Consider the following 22,645-nt stretch of genomic DNA (forward strand, 5'->3'; position numbering starts at 1 on the left):
CTGGTGCTTTTTAAATATAGTGTCCTGTTCCTCTGTCTGTGTGGCATTCACCTGAATGGTTTTGCCCAGTCCACCCGTGAGGCTATATTGGAAGATATAGCCCGGACGGGAGGAGTGTACTATGCTTATCCTGTAAAGGAAGCTATCGCGACTCCTCCGCCTAAAGGGTATAAACCGTTCTATATCAGTCATTATGCACGACACGGTTCCAGATGGATTCAATCGGAACAGGATTATAAGACAGTGGTTGATATTTTCGAGAAAGCGCATCAAGCCGGAGCTTTGACCGCTTTGGGAGAAGATGTCCGCAAAAGAATGGCGTTGGTGTGGGAAGATGCCGAGGGACATGGGGGAGATTTGACTCCTTTGGGTGTGAGGCAACACCGGGGGATAGCCGAAAGAATGTTTCAGAACTATCCCGAGGTATTCAAGGGATCTCCTGCTCTGTCTGCACGCTCTACCGTGGTGTTGCGATGTGTATTGAGTATGGATGCCTTTTGTGAACGGTTGAAAGAACTCAATCCGGCATTGCAGATCCGGCGCGAAGCTTGTGCTAGGTATATGAAATATATGAATTATCATACGCCGGAAGCCGTGAAGTTTGTTTCTCATCAGGGACCTTGGTATGAGGAATATAGAAAGTTTAAAGAAGCTCATACCCGTCCCGATCGTCTGGTCACTTCCTTATTTAATAGTCCTGACTATATCCGTAAGAATGTGAATCCTGATGAATTGATGTGGGGACTTTATTGGATTGCTTCAGATTTGCAGAATGTAGAGATAGAGGTGAGTCTTTATGATGTATTTCAGAAAGATGAATTATTTGATCTTTGGCAAGTTTGCAATTATCATAATTATGTATGTGACGGACCTGCGCCTGCCAATGGTGGAATAATGACGGCCAGTGCCCGGTCATTGCTTGAAAATATATTGGATTCGGCCGATGAGGCGATCAGATCCGGGACCCATGCGGCGACATTACGTTTTGGGCACGATGGAAATATCATTCCCTTGGTAGCGTTGCTTCAATTGGGCGATATGTGGAAAGCCGAAACGGATCCCGATAAATTCTATCAGGCATGGTGTAATTTCAAGGTCACTCCGATGGCGGCAAACGTCCAGTTGGTTTTCTTCAGAAAAAAAGCTTCTGACGATATACTGGTGAAGTTCATGCATTGCGAGAAAGAAGTTACCATCCCTGTAGAAACGGATATTGCTCCTTTCTACCATTGGAAAGATGTTGAAACATACTATCGTCATCTTTTGCATAAATTGCCATAAGTCTATAAGATGAAAAACGGTGTAAATCCCTGTAGTATTGTAACGGGATTTATACCGCTTTTTTGAATGAGAAAGAGCAAAGGGGACAGCAGATTATCAAAGAAAAGACTTACTTTTGCAATAACAGAATAAATAAAGAATAAAAGACCATGAGTAAACTGAATATGAAAGAGTGGATAAACGAAATTATCCAAAAAAAAGAGGTGGTGGCTATGCCCATCATGACCCATCCGGGCATAGAGATGATAGGGAAAACGGTGCGCGATGCGGTTACTGACGGACAAGTGCATTACAACGCCATCAAGGCATTGAGTGAGAAATATCCCACAGCCGCCGCAACCGTGATTATGGATTTGACGGTAGAAGCCGAGGCTTTCGGAGCGGAGATTGTCTTCCCCGAAAATGAGGTTCCCAGTGTGGTGGGGCGTCTTCTCAATGATGAAGAAGCTATTGACAAACTGGAAATCCCTGCCTTGAATAAAGGAAGAATCCCCCAGTATCTGAAAGCAAATATGCTGGCAGCCAAGACCATTACGGACCGGCCCGTCTTTGCCGGTTGCATCGGCCCTTACTCATTGGCAGGACGTTTGTATGACATGTCTGAAATCATGATGCTTATTTATATCAATCCGGAAGCAGCCAATTCGCTGTTGAAGAAATGTTCGGATTTCATTCTCCGTTACTGCATGGCACTGAAGGCCACAGGAGTGAATGGGGTAGTGATGGCCGAGCCGGCTGCCGGACTGTTGTCCGATGAGGACTGCACGCAATACTCGTCTGTTTTCATTAAGGAGATCGTAGAGAAAGTGCAGGACGATCACTTCACGGTCATTCTGCATAATTGTGGAAATACCGGTCATTGTACCAAGGCAATGGTAGCTACAGGAGCTGCCGCTTATCATTTTGGAAATAAAATAGATATGGTCGAAGCTCTGAAAGAAGTACCTGCCGATGCCCTTGCAATGGGAAATCTTGATCCGGTGAGCTTGTTCAAGGCTGCTACTCCGGAGGTGATGAAGAAAGCCACACTCGACCTGTTGGAGGCTACCAAGTTCTATCCCAACTTCGTGCTCTCCAGCGGATGTGATACACCGCCTCATACGCCATCTGAAAATATTGATGCATTCTTTGCTGCATTAAATGGATTCAATAATGCTTGAAAAAGAACTTTCTTTTGCTGATCTGCCTATCTCATTGTCCGAACTCTATGAGGCGATGGGATATGCAGATGCTGTGCCCGACGAAGCGGTGGAAAAAGAAGTCCGTGGGGTACTGGAACGGGTGGAGGCAGTTACTTCTCCCCGTTTTTGTTTTTTCATATCCGGTGGAGAGTTGGATGAATCGAAAGACTCGCTTTCTGTCGGCGATACGTATTTCAGTATAGGTAAAATAATCACCCGGCAGCTGCGTGGTTCAGAATCCTTCGCTTTCTTTGCCGCGACTGCCGGAATCGGTTTTGAAAGGCTCCAGCATACGTTGCAGCAAGAAGGGGATATGGTAAAGATTTATATAGCGGATGCTATAGGAAGTATCATAGCCGAGAAGACTGCGGATTGTATGGAAATCGCTTTGGATGAATACATCCGCAACAGGGGGTGGAAGCATACCAACCGTTTCAGTCCCGGATATTGCGGCTGGCATGTGTCGGAACAAAAGAAATTATTTCCCTTATTCCCTTCGGCGGAACCTTGCGGCATCCGGTTGACAGATTCCAGTTTGATGCTTCCTATAAAATCGGTCAGTGGAGTAATAGGGCTGGGGGAGGATGTCCGTAAGCTGGAATATACTTGCGGTCTCTGTACGTACGATAAATGTTACAGGCGGAAGCAGCGAGGATAATAGGATGACTACAAAAATCAGAGTCCAAAAATGGCTAGATGTTGTTATTAACCTCACTGATTTTGCAATTTGTTGCAACCTTAATGAATCTCCTGTCCTATCAGACAGGGTATAACAGCCATTTCCATCTGTTATAACAACCACTTTCATCTGATATTCCACCCCGGTGAAACTCCAGTTCCACCGGGGTGGAGCTGCAATCTCACCGGGGTGGGACTGCCTCACCACCCAAGTGGAATACCAAATGCAGGCATATAAAAATACAATCTTTTCAGCCTTCTGCACCTTCTTTTAATGCCCATTGAAGAATAGATAAAGCCCGACCATGACAATAGCCAGTAACGCCCATGCAAGGATAACGGATTTAGCCGGCTTCTCCATGACTTTCTTCATATTTAATGTACATTCTTGTCGATGTTTATCCAATAAGGATACCAAGATCATGCCTGCGCTGATGATAACGAACAAGTAGAAGGACAGCATCATGAAATGAGGCCATGTCGTATATTCTTCCGCAGGGAATACCCATAAATAGAGAATGCCCACTCCCATGCTGAACGCCGTGCCAAGCGTCAATGCCATGTTGGCAGCCATCGTGGTAGTTCGTTTCCAGAAGATGCCGAACAGGAAAACAGCCGCCATAGGCGGTGCGATAAATCCCAGTACCGATTGGAATACATTGAACAGATTCAATCCTTTGATACTGTCTATGGCAATGGTGATGATCACCGAAATCAGTGCTCCCGCCACTGTAACCACGTGCCCCGTACGGATGATCTCTTTCTGGCTGGCAAGTGGCCTGAATTTCTTGACATAAATATCCATCGTGAAGACGGTACTCAGCGCATTCAGGGCAGAGCCGACAGTGCTGATCAGTGCGGCGGTCAATACGGCCAGTACCAACCCCACCATGCCTACAGGAAATAAGTTAGTGACCATAGTCATGTAGGCTTCATCGGGGTTCTTCAAGCCCGGGTAGAGTGCCAGACAGATGATACCCGGAAGGATATAGAGAGGAACATCCAGTATCTTCAACCAGCCGGTGAAGTTGGCACCCATTTGGCCTTCTTTCAGATTCTTGGCAGCCAATACAGGCTGTACCATGGATTGGTCTGTGCACCAGAACCAGACTCCCATGATGGGATAACCCAGAATGATGGGCAGCCACGGGAAGGCGGGATCGTCATTCGGGCGGAACAGGTTCCAGTAATCGGCCGGAACCGCTTCGGCCAATGCGCTGACTCCACCCACCTTGTAAAGCCCTGCTATAGTAAGCGTGGCCGATACGAAAATAAGCAGAAGCATCTGGAACACATTGGTATAGGCTACCGCTTTCAGCCCTCCGGCCATGGTGAAGAATGCGGAGATAACGAGCAGGATCAATGCCGATTGCCACATGGGAATATCGAAAACCTGACGGATAAGGATACCTCCGGCGAATAAGGTCAGGGCAAGCCACGAGATAAGGATCGTCACAATGGTGTACCAGGCAAGAATGTTGCGGGTGGACTGTCCGAAACGCCGCCCCATGAACTCCGGCAAGGTGGTGATACGCGCTCCCAAATAACGGGGGGCAAAGACAAAAGCCAGCAAGCAGATGAAAACAAACGCATACCAGGCATAATTGCCCGAAACGATGCCGGTGGTGAACCCGGCACTGGCAGAGGCTATCAGCATGGAAGGGCCCACATTGGTTCCCCACATGGAGAAACCGATGTGATGCCACTTCAGGGAACGCTCGGCAAGAAAAAGGCTGCTGCCTTTTTTGCGTTTCAGGCTGGCCCATATACCGATGCCTATAAGAATCAGAAAGTAGGCAATAAGAATGCCCCAATCTAACGTATCTAAATAATTAGCGTGCATAATTCATGTATCAGATTAAGATGAATATTCCGTTTATTTATGAAGCCCCATCAGTTCCTTGGCTACCGCTACGGCCGTATTGGCATTGTCGCTATACCCGTCCGCACCTATTTCATCGGCAAATCCCTGGCTTACCGGAGCGCCGCCTATCATCACTTTTACCTGATGACGGATACCGGCTGCTTCCAAAGCGTTGATCACCTCCTGCATATAAGTCATGGTTGTTGTCAGCAAGGCGCTCATGCACAGGATGTCTGCCTTGTTTTTCTTGACTTCTTCCACAAATTTGTCGCAAGATACATCTATGCCTATGTTGATTACTTCAAAGCCGCAACCTTCCAGCATGGAAGCCACCAGGTTCTTGCCGATATCATGCAAGTCGCCTTTCACGGTTCCAATGACCACCTTGCCTATGGTGGTCGAGGCACTCCCTTGCAGTAAAGGCTTCAGAAGTTCCAAAGCTCCCTTCATGGCGCGTCCTGCCATCAGCAGTTGGGGCACGAACGCTTTTCCGTCCTGGAAGCGTTGTCCCACTTCGCCCATAGCCTTTATCATGTAGTTGTTGATAATTTCCTGGGGCTGTACTCCTTCGGCGATGGCTTTCTTGGTTACTTCTACGGCCGGTTCCAGCTTTCCGTCCACAATGGCATTGAACAAAGGTTTCAAGGCTTCATTCCCGGCTGCCGCAGAGTCTTTGACGACGATTGTTTCTTGTTTGGTTGCAGCGGCTTCTTCTTTCGAAAGGTCTTCTTTGGATACGTCAGAGGAAGAAGAGGAGTATTCTTCGACAATGCGCATCGCTTGTTCCACTTCTCTCTCGTTATGGAAATCCATTTCCAGATGCACACCGTCCGCACCGATATTGTCCAGCAAAGGTTTCAGTTCGTCCAAGGTTACCCAACAAGCCATGATACTTTTGCCTCCGGCAAGGATCTTCTTGTAAAGGTCGTACCATTTGGGTGATCCTCCTTGTGGCTCACCTACGCCCGGAGTCCATTGAATGGCATTCAGTTCCTCAATTTCAAGAAGGGCGGGCAGATGGTGCATGGCGCCCACACCGTCCAGATGATACAGGGTGTAGTCTATCTTTTGGCATTGTTCGCGGATAAAGGGTTGTACAAAACGACGATAATCATCTTCGCTGATCATGGTAGAAATATCGCTTTGTAATTTGCTCATTTTACCGGGAGCCCATGAAGAAAAATAGCAGAAAGCCATTTCGTCCCCTTCACGGATGATGTCGTAAAGTTCATCAAAGACTTTGAAATAGATATCATTGATTTGTTGCATTTGCTGTTCCAGCACTTCGGGCTGCATCACGGTATCCAGCAAAACTTTGTCTGTACCTTTCAAGGCGGCCAGTACGTCCAGCCCTTCCATCAAATCGGGCATTCCTACGTAATAGTGACCGTTTGCTTTCGCCTTGCATGCCTTCAGCAATTCTTTATGCAAGAGCCAGTTGGGATGCTCGGGATTGAAAACAATCTCATCGTTGAAATCGGGATCGGGATGAATCCAAATGGTATCTTCCCCTCCTTCGAACACGCCGCCCAAGATGGCTGCCAATGAACCGGGACCTAACTGGGTATTGGCTACCGGCAGGATATCTGCTTTCAGACTGCTGTGTGCCACGTACCAGTCCAGGTATTCTGCACGCCATTGCGGATCGAACCATTTCTGATTCAGGTCTTTTGCCGGGGAGGGTGCAGGGATATCCGCATGAGGTTTCACACCTTCCTGAAAGTGCTCCCACATGTTCAGTATGATTCCTTTATGGTTCCACCAATCTATATATCGTTTCTTTGTCTCGTCTAAATTCGTTTTCCAAGTTTCCATATTCGTCAGTTCTTAAATATTCCTTTAAAATGAGGGTCTATGTGCAGACCGATGCTTTTGCTTAAATCCATATCGTCCGTGCATTCCACTTCATCCGGATAAACGGGGATGGTCGCTCCTTGACGTACATATACGGGCATTTCGTCCAGAGGGACATCCAGATTCTTCAGCCAGCGTCCCCCTTCCAAGCGTTCGCCTGTGAAGAAATTCACCCATTTCCCTTCGGGCAGATAGACATCCCGGCGGTTCTCGCTGTTCATGACCGGGGCTACCAGGAAGTCGTTGCCGAAATAGTATTCATCGTCGATGTGCCAGCACAATTTGTCTTCGGGATGATGAAAAATCAGAGCTTGCAAGAGAGGTGCTCCGCTTGCGATGGCCTTACGGCTTTGTTCTACGATATAAGGTATAAGCGTATAGCGCAACTTCCACCACTTTTTTATCATAGGTGCGATAGCGGGATAATGCCACGGCTCGCGTTTGTTTGTTCCGTGATAACGGATGTGGGAGGAGAATACACCGAATTGTGTCCAGCGCATATATACATCATCGTCCACTATAGAGTTCATGAAGTTGGGCAATGTGTGGAATCCGGGGACATCATGACTCCAGAAGGCGAAACCGGAAAGCCCGAAATGCAAGCCGCCTTTCAGCGAGCCTGCCATTCCATCCCATGAACTGCATGAGTCGCCTCCCCAATGCAGCGGATAGCGTTGGCATCCCGCCCATGCCGAGCGTGCCCATACGATGCCGTCACCGGTTACGTCTTTTGTGATTTCATAAGCGGCTTTCTGATAAAGCAATGCATACAGGTTGTTCAGCAATTCAGGTTTCATGCCTTTATAGAGGGCATCCATGTGGATGTTTTCTCCAAAATCGGTTTTGATGCAGGTCACGCCCATATCCAGCAGATTCTTCAGCAGTCCTTTATACCATTCGGTTGCTTTGGGGTAAGTGAAGTCAATGGTTCCGGCATAGTCCAAAGCGGAGAAATTGGAACCTTCCGAATCTTGTTTCTTTGTCAGCGGAGCTATATAATCGTTTTTGCGTGCTTCGTCTATCTGTTCGGCGTTCTCCGCCACGTAGGGGAGTTGCCATAAGGACACGCGATATCCTTTTTTCTTCAGTCCTTGGATGAGCCCTTTGGGATCGGGAAAGCGTTCTTCGTTGAATTTCCATTCGCACAGCCAGTCGGTCTTGAACCAGCCGGTATCCAGATGGATGACATCACAGGGGTAATGTTCGGCACGCATCCGGTCGCATATCTCATTTACTTCATCAGCGCTGAAGTAGGTCATGCGGCTCATCCAGATGCCGAAACTCCAGAGGGGGGGCATGGAAGGATATCCGGTCAGATCCCGATAACCCCGGAGGATTTCTTCCATCGTGTCGCCTGCTATGACGAAAACATCCAGCATGGCCTGGTCGCTCAGGAACTGTACCGAGCGGGTGGATTGCCCGGCCAGTGACAGTTTGCTGTGGGCACAGGTGTGATAGAATGTTCCATACATCCGGCTGGAGAGGTAGAAAGGAATATTCTTATAGGTACGGCGGTTGTTCACACCTTGTCCGTCCTGGTTCTTTAAGAAGAACGTTTGTCCGCTTAAGTCCATTTTGGCAAAGCGTTCCCCTGTTCCGGCAAAACATTCATCGGGTTTTGATTCAAAGGAAAGGGTGGCACGTTCCTTCACTCCGTTTCGTTTGCAGAAAGCCAGTGGCAGTGCATCGTAACGGGGAGGGGAGAAGTGGTCGTAGGCAGCCAGTCGGATTTCACGTTTGCCGTCGGGGTAAAGGCGAAGATCCAAGGTCTCTTGAGGATCGGGCAGCAGTTCGCTCCAACGGTCCAGTACCGGGGGCTTTACATGGATAAGTGCCCATTGGATTCCGTCTTGGGTAGTGATCAACCATTCCCCTTCTGTTTGTGTCACTTGCAAAGGGAGTTTCTTTACCCGGTCACTGAATTGGAGCATTTCCGACTGATCCGTCATGCTTTCTTCACCGAATCCGATAAAGAGCCGGGTGATACCTGAGGTGTACTGACGGATGACCAGCGTATACTCTTCACGGGGCGATGTCGTATCGGGCGCCATATCGTTAGAGAGCACTTGCTTTTGAAAGGGGACGTTTATACAGATATCCCCGTCTTTTTCATAGACAGAGGTGGGCTTGTATGCTTTCCATAATGATTCGTCTCTTGACAGATCGGGATCAAAGTCCAGAAAATCGAATAAGTGGTAATTGGTTGGTTTCATTCTCTTTTTGTTATTTTGTTTTTATAATGATTCTTGGTTGTGATACCCCATCTACAGCGACCCTGCCTGCCTTTTGCTTTATACTTTCATCTACTTGCGGACCATTCTTCTTCCACACATTATGAGGTCCCGGACGGTTGGAGTCGAAACGTTCGGACGGACACCAGTTGTTTTCTACGGTATAGCCATCCGTCGCTTCATCAAAGTAGATGTAAAACGCACGGTCGTTGGTAGCGTAGGGCGCGTCAATTAAATGTTCAATCCGGTTATTGCGCATCACGGAGCCGGGTTGGTTGGAGAGGGTATAAAGTCCTCCTGCATCATACAGCCTCCGGGCAAAGTGGTGGACGTAATTGGCTTCAATCCGATTGCCGCTCATTCCGCTTTCCTGCAGGGTCCATCCCCAGCCCACACAGATACCTGAATAATTGACGTGGCAGACTTCATTATGTACGATATGGATATTCTTTACATATCCGGCTCCGATGCCTACACCTCCCCAATCTTCATTGGTCACTTCCTCAATTAGGTTGTTCCGTATGGTGATTCCCGTACATAATTCCTGTTCATGAAAAGGTGTATAAGGCACATGGGTTTCAAATCCTTCATCGGGAAAGGTGCCCACCAGTAAGGCTGTGCCACCAATATCGGTGAAATGGCAATTCTCGACAATAGAAGTCGATACGGCGCGTTCATAATCTACTCCGGTGGCTGCTAAATGCTGGAATGTGCAGTGGTTGAAGTTTATGTTATTGCCGCATTTTATCTGTATTGCAGCTTCGGGTCTGCCTATCCATGCCTGGTTTTCCAGTTCCGCTTTTTCGGGCAGCCCCGGTATGGGTAGTCTGTAAGCATCCAGCAGATGGAAGCCTCCTTGCAATGTAACGTGTCCTTGATAAGAGGGGCGCATCCATGAAGTATGTTCGAAAGATATATTTTGAAAATATATATTCCTTACCGGGCGTTCTAATGTTCCGCTTATAGTCAGTAAAGTCTCTAAAACCGGAATAATGACTTGCGCCTTCGTCATGTCTTCGTGAGGACGCGGGTAATAATAGATGCGTCCGGAAGGGTAATCCTGATACCATTCTCCGGGCTGGTCCAATAGTTCCAGAGCATTGACCAGACAAAAGGTGGAGTTTCCTTTTTCTCCGTCAATGACAGGTTGAGGCCAGGGATGGGCAAACTCCAACCGGCTTTCGGGATCATGAAAACGGACGATTGTATTTGCCCCTTCAGTAATCATTTCCTTCACTCTCAGTATGGCGATGGCCCAACGTTGGTGAACGATCATCTCTACTTGTGAAGCGGCATTCAACCCTGCTGTTTGTGGAGTGGGAATGGTGATCGTCTCTTCCTCAGGGTTAAAATCAATCATGCGTTCCATTACTCCGTCGGGAAACTGTGCGGCCCGCTGTGCTTTTGTTCCGTTGACCCACATTTGCCGGGTTTCCAATATCCTGTTTCCCATACGGGGCGCTTCCGCTACCCATATTTTATTTCTAAGTGTTTCTGGTATTCTGGTATCTTTGCATCCTTGTTCCCAATCTGTCACAGGAACTCCGCCACTTAAGACTACACGGGCATTGGGAACAGCGGTGATACGGGTGGGAGAGTCTGTTGTCCCGCTATCTTCGGGGCGGATGAACAGGCTTTTATATTGTGGGTATATTCCTTCCTCCAATAGGATATTTATGCCTCCGGTTGTTTCGGGTGATTGCAATCTTCTCCATTCGCGCGCTTGCTTGATGGCTTGTTCCAGAGTCTGGAGGGGAGATTGGCGTGTACCGGCAGCATTGTCGTTACCGTAGGGAGAAACATAAATATCTCCTGCGGTTAAATAAAAGGTATAACTGACAAATGCGATAAAGCAGATTATTTTTGTTTTCATGGGTTCTCCGGATTTAAAGGTCTTTTTAATCAGACGGAAGGAATCAGGTTTTGTACCCATTGGATAATTTGCCAATGTGTCAATTTGCTGCATTCTACTCTGCGTGGTCATGGGCATATTAGCAAATTGATGCATTGATATATTGATTGAAGTATAATAAAAAACAGGCCATACCTTAATGAAAAGGTATAGCCTGCGTCATTTAATAAAAGAGATTTATTTTTTATGAGTTCATGCTCATCAGGAATTCTTCGTTGTCTTTGGTATTTTCCAAACGACTCTTTACGAAATCCATGGCTTCGATAGGATTCATATCTGCCAGATACTTGCGAAGAATCCACATACGGTCCAAAGTAGTCTTGTCGAGCAGCAAGTCGTCGCGGCGGGTGCTTGATGCCACGATGTTTACTGCCGGGAAGATACGTTTGTTGCTCAAGTTGCGGTCCAGCTGGAGTTCCATGTTACCTGTACCCTTGAATTCTTCGAAGATTACTTCATCCATCTTGGAACCGGTGTCAATCAGTGCGGTTGCGATAATGGTCAGCGAGCCACCGTTTTCAATGTTACGGGCAGCACCGAAGAAACGTTTGGGCTTATGCAGGGCATTTGCATCCACACCACCGGATAATACCTTGCCGGAAGCAGGAGAAACCGTATTGTATGCACGTGCCAGTCGGGTGATAGAGTCGAGGAAGATTACCACATCGTGACCGCATTCTACCATGCGTTTTGCTTTTTCCAGTACGATACCTGCAATCTTTACGTGACGTTCTGCCGGTTCGTCAAATGTAGAAGCGATCACTTCGGCATTTACGCTGCGCGCCATATCTGTCACTTCTTCGGGACGTTCGTCAATAAGCAGCATGATCATGTACGTTTCCGGATGGTTGGCTGCGATTGCGTTAGCGATGTCTTTCATCAGGATCGTCTTACCGGTTTTGGGCTGCGCCACAATCAAAGCACGCTGTCCTTTACCGATAGGTGAGAACATATCTACCACACGGGCTGAAAGGTTATCACTATATCCCCCTTTGCAAAGTTTGAACTTTTCATCGGGGAACAGCGGGGTCAGGTGATCAAACGGAACGCGGTCACGTACCAATCCGGGATCCAGACCGTTTATCTTTTCCACCTTTACCAACGGGAAATATTTTTCTCCTTCTTTGGGCGGACGGATAGAGCCTTCCACTACATCACCGGTCTTCAAACCGAACAGTTTTATTTGCGATTGTGAAACGTAAATATCATCGGGTGAGGAAAGATAGTTGTAATCGGATGAACGGAGGAAACCGTATCCGTCGGGCATGATTTCCAATACCCCGGTACCGGTCAGGATACCTTCAAATTCGTAAGGCTTTTCCACCTGTTTGCGTTCCGGTTGTTGAGGAATGCTGGCAGACGCTTCTCCCTCAGCCGTCGTATTGTTATTATTGTTTGCCTGACGAGGATTGTTGTAATTATTGTTGCGCGGATTGTTGTACTTCTGATTTTGATCGCGCTGCTGGCGTGGTTGGAATTTGGGGGCAGGTGTCTGTACCGGAGCCGGTGTTTCTACTTTGGTAGCCTCAAATTTGCCGAACAACTCAGTAGGAAGTTCTATTTTTTCTGAAGGAAGATCCTCGATGGGAATAAAATCATCGGTTTCACTGCCGAATTCCAGTTCGGGAAGAATCACTTCTTTTTCTTCGGGAATAGCCGGTGTTTCTTCTTTTTTTGCTTTTTTGGGTGTCGGTTTCGCCGGTGCTTCAGCTTTCACTTCCTCTTTTGCAGTTTCTTTCGTTTTCGTTGCAGGTTGTTCTTCTGTCTTGGCTGTTACTTTCTTACTACCCGGTTTGCGTCCTCTTTTTTTAGGTGTTTTTTCTTCCGCGCTTGTTTCGGCCACGGCTTCTGTTTGTGGTGTTACCGCTACAGGAGCAGTCTCTTTTACTGTTTCGGCAGCTGCGGCGGCAGGCTGCGGGGTATTGGCTTCCAGTTTCTGTGCCTTGTCCTTGGTTGCAGTATAGACCTTGTCACCGTCTTTTTTAACGTTGATACGTGATCTTTTACGGGGTTGACTTTCATTGGCTTTTTCTGCCGCTACTTTTTGGGTTGCTCCGACTATGGCTTGCTCGTCCAGAATTTTATAAACCAGATCCTCTTTTTTTAGAGAGTCTGTTTTCTTGATACCCAACTCTTTGGCAATCGATTGTAATTCCGACAAGTCTTTGTCGTTTAATTGAATAATGTTATACATAGAGTATAGTTATTAGTAATATATTTCTTTATAATCTTTTAATGGTATAATTAAGGAGCGCAATCTACACAAAAATGTGTTAGAAGGGGGAAATGCACTCATAATTACGATTATGGGATTGATGTTGTTTTGATTGTTATCAGGAAGTAAACAGACTTTCCCGGATAGGGAACTGACGTATTTACCGAGGACAAAAGTAGATATTTTTTTTTAATCTCATGCATATTACAGAAGATTTTTTGCCGAATTTAATGAAATTAATAAAAAAAACGACGTGGGGAAACATCCTTTCTGTCTGTGAAAACCCTGATGTTAAATGAACGTAAAAATAGGTCAGATTGTTCAGCAGAGTCTGCATGAAATAGCGAAAAAAATACTAATTTAGCCCGTCAAATTTGATTTTTACTTAATTATAAATAGAGAAAAGATGAAAAAAGTGATTTTTACAGAAAAGGCTCCTGCTGCTATAGGTCCTTACAGTCAAGCTGTTGAAGTGAATGGTATGGTATTCCTGTCAGGTCAGATTCCCGTTGATCCTGCTACCGGTGAATTTGTTCCGGGAGGAGTGACTGAACAGACTACCCAGGTTTTTGAGAATATCAAGAATGTATTGGCAGAAGCCGGTCTGACTACCGCTAATATCGTAAAAACAACCGTATTTTTGGCAGATATGTCTTTGTTTGCTGAAATGAACGCTGTTTATGCCAAGTATTTCGAAGGAGATTTCCCTGCCCGTTCTGCTGTAGCTGTTAAGGCTTTGCCGAAAGGAGCGCTTGTGGAGATAGAGAGTATCGCAGTGAGATAACGAGCTTTTCGCCACCGATTGCACGGATTGATGCAGATTATTTCTATTGAAAAGCAATTGCTTGATATGGAACCTGTGTCAATCAGTGTAGTCTGTAGTGAATGATGGTGGATGGGGAATCATAAAAACAACTGATTAACAGATAGCGTAGAAAAGTGGAATATGAAACAACTGAACAAGTGGCAATGGTCCACATTAATATTATCTGCTATACTGGTAATGGCATTTTCAGTCTTTATTTATCGGTATGAGCCTTTTAAATCCGGGTTCGAGATTACCGACCAGCTGGGTGGTAATATTTTCCCTGCAACCATTCTTTCTACCGCAACCACAGATGCCAGTTTAATCGTACCTGCCGATTCCGATTATATCGGAAATCCCAAGTCGTGTATCGCCATCCGGCTGAAGAACAGTTATGCCAATAGCAAATTGCGTATAGAAGTGGCCGAGACTCCTTTTTTCTCTCAGTCTGTATCTGAGTTTATTTTACCCAAGGCGGGGAAAGAATATCTGGTTTTCCCGGATATTATATGGAACTATCAGGCTTTGCGTGATAATAATCAGGCAGTGCCCGTTAGCATCTCCGTCAAGGCGGAATTGAATAAGAAAGAACTTCCACAGCGTTTGAAAACCATCTCGATGCGCAGTATCAATGAGTGCCCTTTAGGATATGTGGACGATAAAATGAAGTTTCACGATACGGGAGAGTTTTTTGCGGCCTACGTCAACGAGGAGCATCCTCAGATTGACAAATTATTGCGTGAAGCCTTGGATACACGTATCGTCAATCGTTTTCTTGGGTATCAAGGTAATGCACACCAGTCGGAGAATGTGGACAAACAGGTCTATGCATTGTGGAATGTGTTGCAAAAGCGGAACTTTAAGTACAGCTCCACCACCAATACCAGTCTTTCGTCCAATGTGGTTTATACACAGCGCGTCCGTACCTTGGACGATGCGCTGGAATCCTCGCAGATAAACTGTGTGGATGGCAGCGTGTTGCTGGCCTCACTGATGAAAGCCATCAATATCAATCCTATCCTGGTGCGTATTCCGGGACATATGTTTGTGGGTTATTACACGGACAAATCACATAAGAATATGAATTTTCTGGAAACCACGATGATAGGGGATGTGAATCTGGATGATTTCTTTCCGGATGAGAAGCTGGATTCTACCATGGTGGGCAAATCCCAGAACCAGATGTCGAAACTGACCTACGAGAAATCAAAGGAATACGCTACGAGGAAATACCGGGAGAATGACTCCCTGATACATTCGGGTAAAGTGAATTATATGTTTCTGGAGATTGATAAAAAGACCCGTGCGCAGGTGCAACCTATCGGTAAATAAATTTGTTGTATGGATATGGAACTTACTTATATATATCATAGCGGATTCGCCTTGTCAGGCGATGGCTTTACTGTAATCATGGATTATTACCGTGATTCGGAGGATGGACAGGCGCAGGCGGATTTGAACCGGTTGATGGATGGGACTTTCAGCAATCAAGAGGCGGGAATGCCGGAAGGAACCGTACACAGCGAATTATTGCGGAGACCCGGAAAACTGTATGTGCTGGCCAGTCATTTTCATCCGGATCATTTTAATAAAGAGGTATTGCAATGGCGTGAACAGTGGCCGGATATTATCTATATTTTCTCGAAAGACATTTTGCGTCATCGCAGGGCGCAGAAAGAAGATGCCGTCTGGCTGAAAAAAGGAGAGGAATATAAGGATGAAACATTGAGCGTGCGTGCTTTCGGTTCCACGGATGTGGGAGTATCGTTTTTGCTTCAGGCAAGTGGAAAAAAGATTTTTCATGCCGGTGATTTGAATAACTGGCATTGGATGGACGAGAGTACCGAGGCGGAGTGGAAGGGAGCCGAGAAGAATTTCCTGCATGAGCTGGATGATCTTTACGCCTATACGCCCGAAGTGGATGTGGCGATGTTTCCCGTTGACCCCCGTTTGGGAAAAGAATACATGCGGGGTGCCGGACAGTTTGTAACAAAGATAAAAACTCATATCTTTGTACCCATGCATTTCACACCGGAGTATGCCAAGGCAAATGCTTTCCGCGACTTTGCCGAAGCGCATGGAGTGCGTTTTGTGTCATTGACACATCGCGGACAAAAAATAGAGATTGAATAACAAAAGAATAACACAATATGAAAGTAAAAGGAAGATTTGATCATTTCAATATCAATGTAACTGATCTGGACAAGAGTATCAAGTTTTATGAAACAGCGTTAGGTTTGCATGAGTCTCATCGTAAGGAAGCTTCGGACGGTTCCTTCGTGCTGGTGTATATGGCCGATGACCACAGCAATTTCTTGTTGGAACTGACCTGGTTGCGTGACCATACCCAGCCATACGAGTTGGGTGAGAACGAAAGCCATCTGTGTCTGCGTGTGGAAGGTGATTATGACGAAGTCCGTAAATTCCATAAGGAAATGGGATGCGTTTGCTTCGAGAACACCGCTATGGGCTTGTATTTCATCAATGATCCTGATGATTACTGGATTGAGATATTGCCGGTAAAGTAAGACGATCGTTTCCGTTAGTAATGAATTAAAAAGATAGAGACTATGAAATACATTTCTCCCGGTGGCTGGTTCTCATTGGAATACCCGATGGGCTGGCACGAGTTTGAAGATACAGAAGAGAGTTTTTTATTCTATAATCCTGACCGGTGGACAGGTAATTTCCGCATATCGGCCTATAAGGATGAAGCGGCTGACTATGGTCCGCAGTGCATCGCATACGAATTGAAAGAAAATACTTCTTCCACCCTGGTGAAAGTGGGCAAGTGGGATTGTGCTTACAGCGCGGAAACTTTTCAGGAAGAAGGCGCCTGGTACACCACTCATATCTGGGTGACAGGAGAGGGGGATCTTTCTTTCGAATGTTCTTTTACCGTGTCCAAAGGAGGTGACAAGCATCCGGCAGAAGAAATCATCCGGTCTTTGCAGATCCGCAAAGAAGGTGTAAGTCACCCGCGTGAGATCATTCCGATCCGTGTCTTGGAAATCGGGGAGGTGAACACCGCCTTTGAGTGGGCTTCTACCACGATTAAAAAGCAACTCACCAAGGATTTCACTGCGTCGGAGAGCGATATTGACAGTATACAGCAGGTAATGGACAGCGGACGTTTCCAGACCCAGCAGCGTATGGCGTGGGAGAATTTCGGTATTGCCTTCGGAGCCATTCTGGTGAATGAGATGGAAGGTATGGAATGGGTGACTGTCATTGAGGGACAGAAAGAATATCCCGCCTTGCAGTTTATGTGTTCGGATATGGTGCTGGACCCTGCCGCACTGGTGTGGGGACAAGCTAAAAAGGGACTTCCCTGCGACTTGAAATCCGAATTCAGGAAAATTAAGCGAGAGGCGGAGGCAGTGTTGGATGATTTAAATAAATAGACAAATAATGACCCCATATATGCAAGTAGACGGGCTTACCAAGTCATTCGGTGACTTGGTATTGTTCCGGAAGATTTCATTTGGAGTGGCCGAAGGACAACGCATCGGTCTGATAGCAAAGAACGGTACAGGCAAGACTACCTTACTTAATATAATAGCCGGTAAGGAGGGATATGATGAAGGAAGCATCGTCTTTCGTCGTGATTTGCGGGTGGGCTATTTGGAGCAAGACCCACATTATCCCGAAGACCTGACCGTGCTCGAAGCCTGTTTCTATCACGGAAACAGCACGGTGGAACTCATCAAAGAATATGAAAGCTGCATGGAAACCGAAGGCAATCCGGGACTGGAAGAGTTGTTGGCACGGATGGAGCACGAAAAGGCATGGGATTATGAACGGAAGGCGAAACAAATCCTTTCTCAATTAAAAATCCGGGACTTCAGCCAGCAGATCAAACATCTTTCCGGAGGTCAGTTGAAACGGGTGGCTTTGGCGAATGTGCTGATAACCGAGCCCGATTTCCTGATTTTGGACGAGCCTACCAACCATCTTGATCTGGATATGACGGAGTGGCTGGAGGGGTATCTCGGCCGGGGAAACATCAGTCTGCTCATGGTGACGCACGACCGTTATTTCCTGGACCGCGTCTGCTCTGAAATTATCGAGATAGACAATCAGCAGGTCTATTCATATAAAGGGAACTACAGCTATTACTTGGAAAAGAGGCAGGAGCGTATCGAGGCTACCAATGCCGAAATAGCCCGCGCCAATAACTTGTACCGCACAGAGCTGGAGTGGATGCGCCGTATGCCCCAGGCACGCGGACATAAAGCGCGTTATCGGGAAGAAGCTTTCTACGAACTGGAGAAAGTGGCGAAGCAGCGTTTCAACGATGGCAATGTGAAACTGGATATGAAAGCCTCTTACATCGGCTCCAAGATTTTTGAGGCGGATCATCTGTACAAGCGTTTCGGTGATTTGAAGATTCTGGAAGATTTCTCGTATATCTTTGCCCGTTATGAGAAGATGGGCATCGTGGGAAACAATGGTACGGGAAAGTCCACGTTCATTAAAATACTGATGGGCGAACAGAAGCCGGACAGTGGAACACTGGATATCGGTGAGACAGTCCGTTTCGGATACTATTCTCAGGACGGCCTGAAGTTTGACGAGCAAATGAAGGTCATCGACGTGGTGCAGGATATTGCCGAAGTCATCGAATTGGGAAATGGCAAGAAACTGACCGCATCCCAGTTCCTGCAACATTTTCTGTTTACTCCCGAAACACAGCATAGTTATGTATATAAACTGAGTGGGGGAGAACGCCGCCGCCTGTACCTGTGTACGGTATTGATGCGTAATCCCAACTTCCTGGTGCTGGATGAGCCTACCAACGATCTCGATATCATCACCCTTCAGGTATTGGAAGAATATTTGCAGAACTTCAAGGGCTGTGTAATCGTAGTAAGCCACGACCGCTATTTCATGGACAAGGTGGTAGACCACTTGCTGGTATTCAAGGGACAGGGAGACATTCGTGATTTTCCGGGCAACTACTCCGATTATCGTGACTGGCGCGAGGCGAAAGAGCAGCGCGACAAAGAGGCGGAAAAGCCAAAAGAGGAAAAGACCGCCCGCGTGCGCCTGAATGACAAGCGGAAAATGTCTTTCAAGGAAAAGAAAGAGTTCGAGCAGCTGGAACAAGAAATAGCCGGGCTGGAGCAGGAGAAGGCCGATATAGAAGCCGCCCTTTGCAGCGGTACGCTGGGAGTGGAGGAACTGACGGAGAAATCCAAACGATTGCCGGAACTGAATGATTTGATTGATGAAAAGACCATGCGCTGGTTGGAACTGAGCGAGATAGAAGGATAGAATAACCGGAGGTGCAACAGTGTACCTGATGCCATATTGCTATATTCGTTTTGAATAACAAAACCATAATATAGAAAAGAAATATGGCATCCATTAAATTGAAATTCCGCCCATCGAGCGTAAAAGGAAAAAAGGGCGTATTAAGTTATCAAATTATTCATTACAGACTGACACGGCTCATCAAGACTTCTTATCGGATCATGCCTTCCGAGTGGGACGACTCCACCGGCAGTCTGCTTATTTCAACACAGTCTGAATGTAAAGCGCGTCTTCTGCTGATACGTGACCAGACGAATTGGGAGATGACGCGGTTACAAGGTATTATCAATGATCTGGAGCGGACCGGTGTGGAATACACCATTGATGATATCGTGGCTTCTTTCCGGAAAATCCCTTCTGTAGAGAGTGTGTTCAACTTCATGCAACGATGTATCAATAAACTGGAGCGGCAGAAAAGGGGACGGACGGCAGAAGGCTATACCTCGACAATGAACAGCTTTATCCAATTCAGAAAGAATGAAGATCTGAGTTTTGAAGCCTTTGATTCGGAGCTGATGGAGATGTATGAAGCCTATCTGAAAGAGAAGGGCTTGGTAAAGAACAGTACTTCCTATTATATGAGAATCTGGCGGAGTGTGTATAATCTGGCTGTAGAGCAAGGCTATACCACCGACAAGAAACCTTTCAAACATGTCTATACCGGCATAGACAAGACCGTAAAACGGGCCGTTCCCTTTAAAATCATCAAAATGATCAAGGAACTTGATTTGTCATTCGAACCCCAGTTGGAGCTGGCACGGGATATTTTCCTTTTCAGTTTCTATACCCGGGGCATGTCGTTTATTGATATGGCACACTTGAAGAAGAGCAACCTCCAGAATGGAATTCTGACATACAGCCGGAAAAAGACCGGGCAACGGCTGACTATTCTGTGGGAGGAGCTGATGCAGGAGATTGTGGATAAATACAAGGATGACACTTCCGAGTACCTGCTGCCTATTTTGCGGTATTGTGACATAAATGACCGCAAGCAATATAAACTGAGGGCCAAGCAAATAGGACGGGGTTTGAATAAAATAGGCTTGCGGCTGGAATTAAAGGCGCCGTTGACTTTCTATGTGGCGCGCCATAGCTGGGCCAGCATAGCGCAGGACAGGAAGGTGTCTACAGACATCATCCGCGAAGGGTTGGGGCACGATAATGAAAAGACCACTCATATTTATCTGGCATCCATCTCCACTTCACAGATAGACCGAGCCAATCAGATTATTTTAAGGGGGTTGTAGGGGAAGTATTCATTCAGGCTGTAGGATGACAGCCTGAATGTTCTATTGGCTTGGATAAAATCAGATCATTTTCGGAGAAATATTTCTAGAATCCTAACATAAGAGCTGGGAGAATATTCAATATTCGGCAAAGTAATCAAAATATGCCTTGTTGGTGATAGATACAAAATATTGAATGACTTTTGTATGGGGAGATATAGAAATATACAGAATGCTGATCTAAAGGATCGTGCCATTAGGAAATACTGTGTGACTTCGTGTGATATCTAATTTGGGATAATTTATTTTTTATCATGAACAAGTGTGATAGATCTGAAAATCAGCTGTTTGATAGCATGGTTTGTTTTATAAAAAATGGGGTTCTCTTAGTAAGAGATCCCCATTCGGCTGCAAAAATAGCTATAATTCCCAAGAAATGGAAATCTTTTGTTGTTTTAAAATGCTTTTAACAAGAAATGTATGAGAATTGTTCGTAAAAGGTTATGAATTACGATATGTATGTTTCACATTATCAATAAATTAAATAGAAATGGGGATCTCTTACTAAGAGAACCCCAAAAATGAAGCTTCAACAAGTCTTCATTTTAGAAGTACAAATGATAAATAATTTATGTTTTGATGCAAATCTGTAATGATGCGGATTTGGGTACTGAATACTCCTTTCCGCAGAATCAAAACATAACGGGTAAAGCGCCTAGGTTACTGCCATGCAGTTCAATCGCTTCCTGCCCAGACCAGGGGTCAGATCTGATAACCACGTCACAGACGGGGGAAGAAAAAGAATATCCTAACCACAAGTGGTATTATATGTTCCTGCGCAACAGAGAGCTGAAACGCTATATCGAAATCTTTACCGGCAGGAGGGCTGTGATGATTAATACTCGGTCTGGCATAAAGGAAGAAAGATATTTCTGCTTCAAAGTGTTTTCATATACCTCTGCTGACCATAAAAGACGTTTTGAACGGTGTCCTTATAGCAAGGAAGAATATGCGGCCCGTCGGGAGTCCGCCTTTGCCGTAAAGGAGGCGTTCGCGACAGGCTCTGTACAGAAGTTGAACGCTTTGACGGATGAAAAGGAAATCACGGGTGATGGTTATCTGTTTGTATGTGCCCCGTTGGATGAGTTGAATCTCATCCTTGCCCATCTGTTCCCCCGGCAGTATCTTGCAAAAGACCGCAATTCCTATAGCGTGGCTGTTATTCCCCATAGACAGATGGAAGAATTTATTTATCTGTATGAATCCATGCCTTATAACATTGAACTGATGGATAAGCCTCTTGAGGAGTATATTCAGAAAAAGCAGAAGATACGTATTACGGGTGGTGTTTTTCAAGGGAAGGAGGGGTGTATCATGCGTCTGCATCGGAATACCAAGCTGGTGTTTGCTTTTGGTAATATGACGGTGGCTATTAGTTATCTTCAGGCTTTTCCGTTTGAGAAGGTGGAGTGATAAAAGATTAACTCTGATAACCTAAAATGATAGAGAAAATAAAGAAAGTATGGAAAGATCCTGTGTGGAGCGCAGTAATAGTCTTCATAATAACGTCTATTTTTTCTATTCGTTTGTGTATAATCTTATTAATATTATGTGTGATTTTCCATTTTTTTTTTCAAGAAGAGAAACTCTAGATGCGGTAGAATTTCTTATATACAGGATAAAGCGTTATTTAAGCAAATTATAACAAAAGACTTGCCGGAATCTTTTATTTATGATTATTTGAAAAATCATGATTTTGGAGAACCTGTTTCTGTAGATGATTTGAAAGCTTTAATGGATTTTGAGTGGATTGTAGATAATCCACAGTATAAATTTAATAATCCCCGATTGGAACAGATCAAATCTGATTTGTTGTCTAGTATCAAATCTTTTAAGGATTATCTTCTGAGGAATACAACGGAGAATGAGTTTGGCCGATTAATCATATCAGATTTCATAAGAAGAGATGAAGAAAAATTCATTTCTTATAAAAAAGAACTGCATAAATGGGCTGATGACATTTGTAAGAACTATGACGAATTAATACGTATAATGCGTGCCAGTGCATGATGAAATAGAAAT

Annotated in this window: 17 protein-coding genes; 12 read left to right on the forward strand and 5 right to left on the reverse strand. The window is 45.7% G+C overall.

Features of this window, described 5'->3' with window-relative positions:
• The 3 genes from AB5062_RS02430 to AB5062_RS02440 all read left to right on the forward strand — a co-directional run bounded on the left by AB5062_RS02430 (window position 1) and on the right by AB5062_RS02440 (window position 3,120).
• Entirely contained in the window at window positions 1–1,281 is a 1,281-nt protein-coding gene (locus tag AB5062_RS02430) for a histidine-type phosphatase (protein WP_084830409.1), read from the forward strand.
• Window positions 1,282–1,430: 149 nt separating this feature from the next.
• Complete coding sequence (locus AB5062_RS02435; RefSeq protein ID WP_057099118.1) at window positions 1,431–2,441, forward strand: uroporphyrinogen decarboxylase family protein; 1,011 nt, start codon at window positions 1,431–1,433, stop codon at window positions 2,439–2,441.
• Window positions 2,434–3,120 (forward strand): vitamin B12 dependent-methionine synthase activation domain-containing protein, encoded by a 687-nt coding sequence (locus AB5062_RS02440; RefSeq protein WP_057099119.1) that lies wholly within the window; start codon window positions 2,434–2,436, stop codon window positions 3,118–3,120. Before AB5062_RS02435 ends, AB5062_RS02440 begins: the two co-directional genes overlap by 8 nt.
• 291 nt (window positions 3,121–3,411) lie before the next feature.
• Here AB5062_RS02440 and AB5062_RS02445 read toward each other — a convergent pair whose 3' ends face one another.
• The 5 genes from AB5062_RS02445 to rho all read right to left on the reverse strand — a co-directional run bounded on the left by AB5062_RS02445 (window position 3,412) and on the right by rho (window position 13,195).
• Window positions 3,412–4,983, reverse strand: a complete 1,572-nt coding sequence (locus AB5062_RS02445) for a sodium:solute symporter (protein WP_016270416.1) — start codon at window positions 4,981–4,983, stop codon at window positions 3,412–3,414.
• A gap of 33 nt (window positions 4,984–5,016) precedes the next feature.
• A complete protein-coding gene (locus AB5062_RS02450) occupies window positions 5,017–6,819 on the reverse strand; it encodes a cobalamin-dependent protein (RefSeq protein ID WP_057099120.1) in 1,803 nt (600 codons plus the stop codon).
• Window positions 6,820–6,824: 5 nt separating this feature from the next.
• On the reverse strand, window positions 6,825–9,071 hold the full coding sequence (locus AB5062_RS02455; protein ID WP_368326899.1) for an alpha-xylosidase: 2,247 nt from the start codon (window positions 9,069–9,071) through the stop codon (window positions 6,825–6,827).
• Between the two features lie 10 nt (window positions 9,072–9,081).
• Window positions 9,082–10,962 (reverse strand): right-handed parallel beta-helix repeat-containing protein, encoded by a 1,881-nt coding sequence (locus tag AB5062_RS02460; RefSeq protein ID WP_195666933.1) that lies wholly within the window; start codon window positions 10,960–10,962, stop codon window positions 9,082–9,084.
• Between the two features lie 223 nt (window positions 10,963–11,185).
• A complete protein-coding gene (rho, locus tag AB5062_RS02465) occupies window positions 11,186–13,195 on the reverse strand; it encodes a transcription termination factor Rho (RefSeq protein ID WP_005840325.1) in 2,010 nt (669 codons plus the stop codon).
• Between the two features lie 427 nt (window positions 13,196–13,622).
• Between rho and AB5062_RS02470 the strand changes: the two genes are divergently transcribed.
• The 9 genes from AB5062_RS02470 to AB5062_RS02510 all read left to right on the forward strand — a co-directional run bounded on the left by AB5062_RS02470 (window position 13,623) and on the right by AB5062_RS02510 (window position 22,633).
• Window positions 13,623–14,000: a RidA family protein gene (locus tag AB5062_RS02470; protein ID WP_005840327.1), complete on the forward strand. Its 378-nt coding sequence runs from the start codon at window positions 13,623–13,625 to the stop codon at window positions 13,998–14,000.
• Window positions 14,001–14,162: 162 nt separating this feature from the next.
• The gene (locus AB5062_RS02475) at window positions 14,163–15,353 is read left to right on the forward strand and encodes a hypothetical protein (protein WP_005840329.1); all 1,191 of its coding nucleotides are present in this window, start codon (window positions 14,163–14,165) and stop codon (window positions 15,351–15,353) included.
• Between the two features lie 9 nt (window positions 15,354–15,362).
• A complete protein-coding gene (locus tag AB5062_RS02480) occupies window positions 15,363–16,154 on the forward strand; it encodes an MBL fold metallo-hydrolase (protein WP_368326900.1) in 792 nt (263 codons plus the stop codon).
• Between the two features lie 17 nt (window positions 16,155–16,171).
• The gene (locus AB5062_RS02485) at window positions 16,172–16,549 is read left to right on the forward strand and encodes a VOC family protein (protein WP_005840337.1); all 378 of its coding nucleotides are present in this window, start codon (window positions 16,172–16,174) and stop codon (window positions 16,547–16,549) included.
• Between the two features lie 42 nt (window positions 16,550–16,591).
• On the forward strand, window positions 16,592–17,425 hold the full coding sequence (locus tag AB5062_RS02490) for a DUF3805 domain-containing protein (protein ID WP_005840339.1): 834 nt from the start codon (window positions 16,592–16,594) through the stop codon (window positions 17,423–17,425).
• 7 nt (window positions 17,426–17,432) lie between these two features.
• Window positions 17,433–19,298 carry a ribosomal protection-like ABC-F family protein gene (gene abc-f, locus AB5062_RS02495; RefSeq protein WP_011965823.1) on the forward strand — a complete coding sequence of 622 codons (1,866 nt, stop codon included), beginning with the start codon at window positions 17,433–17,435 and terminating at the stop codon, window positions 19,296–19,298.
• 83 nt (window positions 19,299–19,381) lie between these two features.
• Window positions 19,382–20,584: a site-specific integrase gene (locus AB5062_RS02500; RefSeq protein WP_005840344.1), complete on the forward strand. Its 1,203-nt coding sequence runs from the start codon at window positions 19,382–19,384 to the stop codon at window positions 20,582–20,584.
• Between the two features lie 618 nt (window positions 20,585–21,202).
• The gene (locus AB5062_RS02505; protein WP_008782608.1) at window positions 21,203–22,036 is read left to right on the forward strand and encodes a transcriptional regulator; all 834 of its coding nucleotides are present in this window, start codon (window positions 21,203–21,205) and stop codon (window positions 22,034–22,036) included.
• Window positions 22,037–22,276: 240 nt separating this feature from the next.
• Window positions 22,277–22,633: a hypothetical protein gene (locus tag AB5062_RS02510; protein WP_257219712.1), complete on the forward strand. Its 357-nt coding sequence runs from the start codon at window positions 22,277–22,279 to the stop codon at window positions 22,631–22,633.
• The last annotated feature ends 12 nt before the right edge of the window (window positions 22,634–22,645 follow it).

Origin of the sequence: Phocaeicola sp. RTP21359st1_B8_RTP21360_211022, from assembly GCF_040911965.1 — a bacterium.
GTDB lineage: Bacteria > Bacteroidota > Bacteroidia > Bacteroidales > Bacteroidaceae > Phocaeicola > Phocaeicola vulgatus.

Excerpts from the sequence above, each read along its gene's own strand:
- AB5062_RS02455 (WP_368326899.1), bottom strand. The coding sequence starts at position 9,071 with ATGAAACCAACCAATTACCACTTATTCGATTTTCTGGACTTTGATCCC.
- abc-f (WP_011965823.1), top strand. The coding sequence starts at position 17,433 with ATGACCCCATATATGCAAGTAGACGGGCTTACCAAGTCATTCGGTGAC.
- AB5062_RS02505 (WP_008782608.1), top strand. The coding sequence starts at position 21,203 with ATGCAAATCTGTAATGATGCGGATTTGGGTACTGAATACTCCTTTCCG.
- rho (WP_005840325.1), bottom strand. The coding sequence starts at position 13,195 with ATGTATAACATTATTCAATTAAACGACAAAGACTTGTCGGAATTACAA.
- AB5062_RS02490 (WP_005840339.1), top strand. The coding sequence starts at position 16,592 with ATGAAATACATTTCTCCCGGTGGCTGGTTCTCATTGGAATACCCGATG.
- AB5062_RS02470 (WP_005840327.1), top strand. The coding sequence starts at position 13,623 with ATGAAAAAAGTGATTTTTACAGAAAAGGCTCCTGCTGCTATAGGTCCT.
- AB5062_RS02440 (WP_057099119.1), top strand. The coding sequence starts at position 2,434 with ATGCTTGAAAAAGAACTTTCTTTTGCTGATCTGCCTATCTCATTGTCC.
- AB5062_RS02480 (WP_368326900.1), top strand. The coding sequence starts at position 15,363 with ATGGATATGGAACTTACTTATATATATCATAGCGGATTCGCCTTGTCA.
- AB5062_RS02445 (WP_016270416.1), bottom strand. The coding sequence starts at position 4,983 with ATGCACGCTAATTATTTAGATACGTTAGATTGGGGCATTCTTATTGCC.
- AB5062_RS02500 (WP_005840344.1), top strand. The coding sequence starts at position 19,382 with ATGGCATCCATTAAATTGAAATTCCGCCCATCGAGCGTAAAAGGAAAA.
- AB5062_RS02460 (WP_195666933.1), bottom strand. The coding sequence starts at position 10,962 with ATGAAAACAAAAATAATCTGCTTTATCGCATTTGTCAGTTATACCTTT.
- AB5062_RS02435 (WP_057099118.1), top strand. The coding sequence starts at position 1,431 with ATGAGTAAACTGAATATGAAAGAGTGGATAAACGAAATTATCCAAAAA.
- AB5062_RS02450 (WP_057099120.1), bottom strand. The coding sequence starts at position 6,819 with ATGGAAACTTGGAAAACGAATTTAGACGAGACAAAGAAACGATATATA.
- AB5062_RS02475 (WP_005840329.1), top strand. The coding sequence starts at position 14,163 with ATGAAACAACTGAACAAGTGGCAATGGTCCACATTAATATTATCTGCT.
- AB5062_RS02485 (WP_005840337.1), top strand. The coding sequence starts at position 16,172 with ATGAAAGTAAAAGGAAGATTTGATCATTTCAATATCAATGTAACTGAT.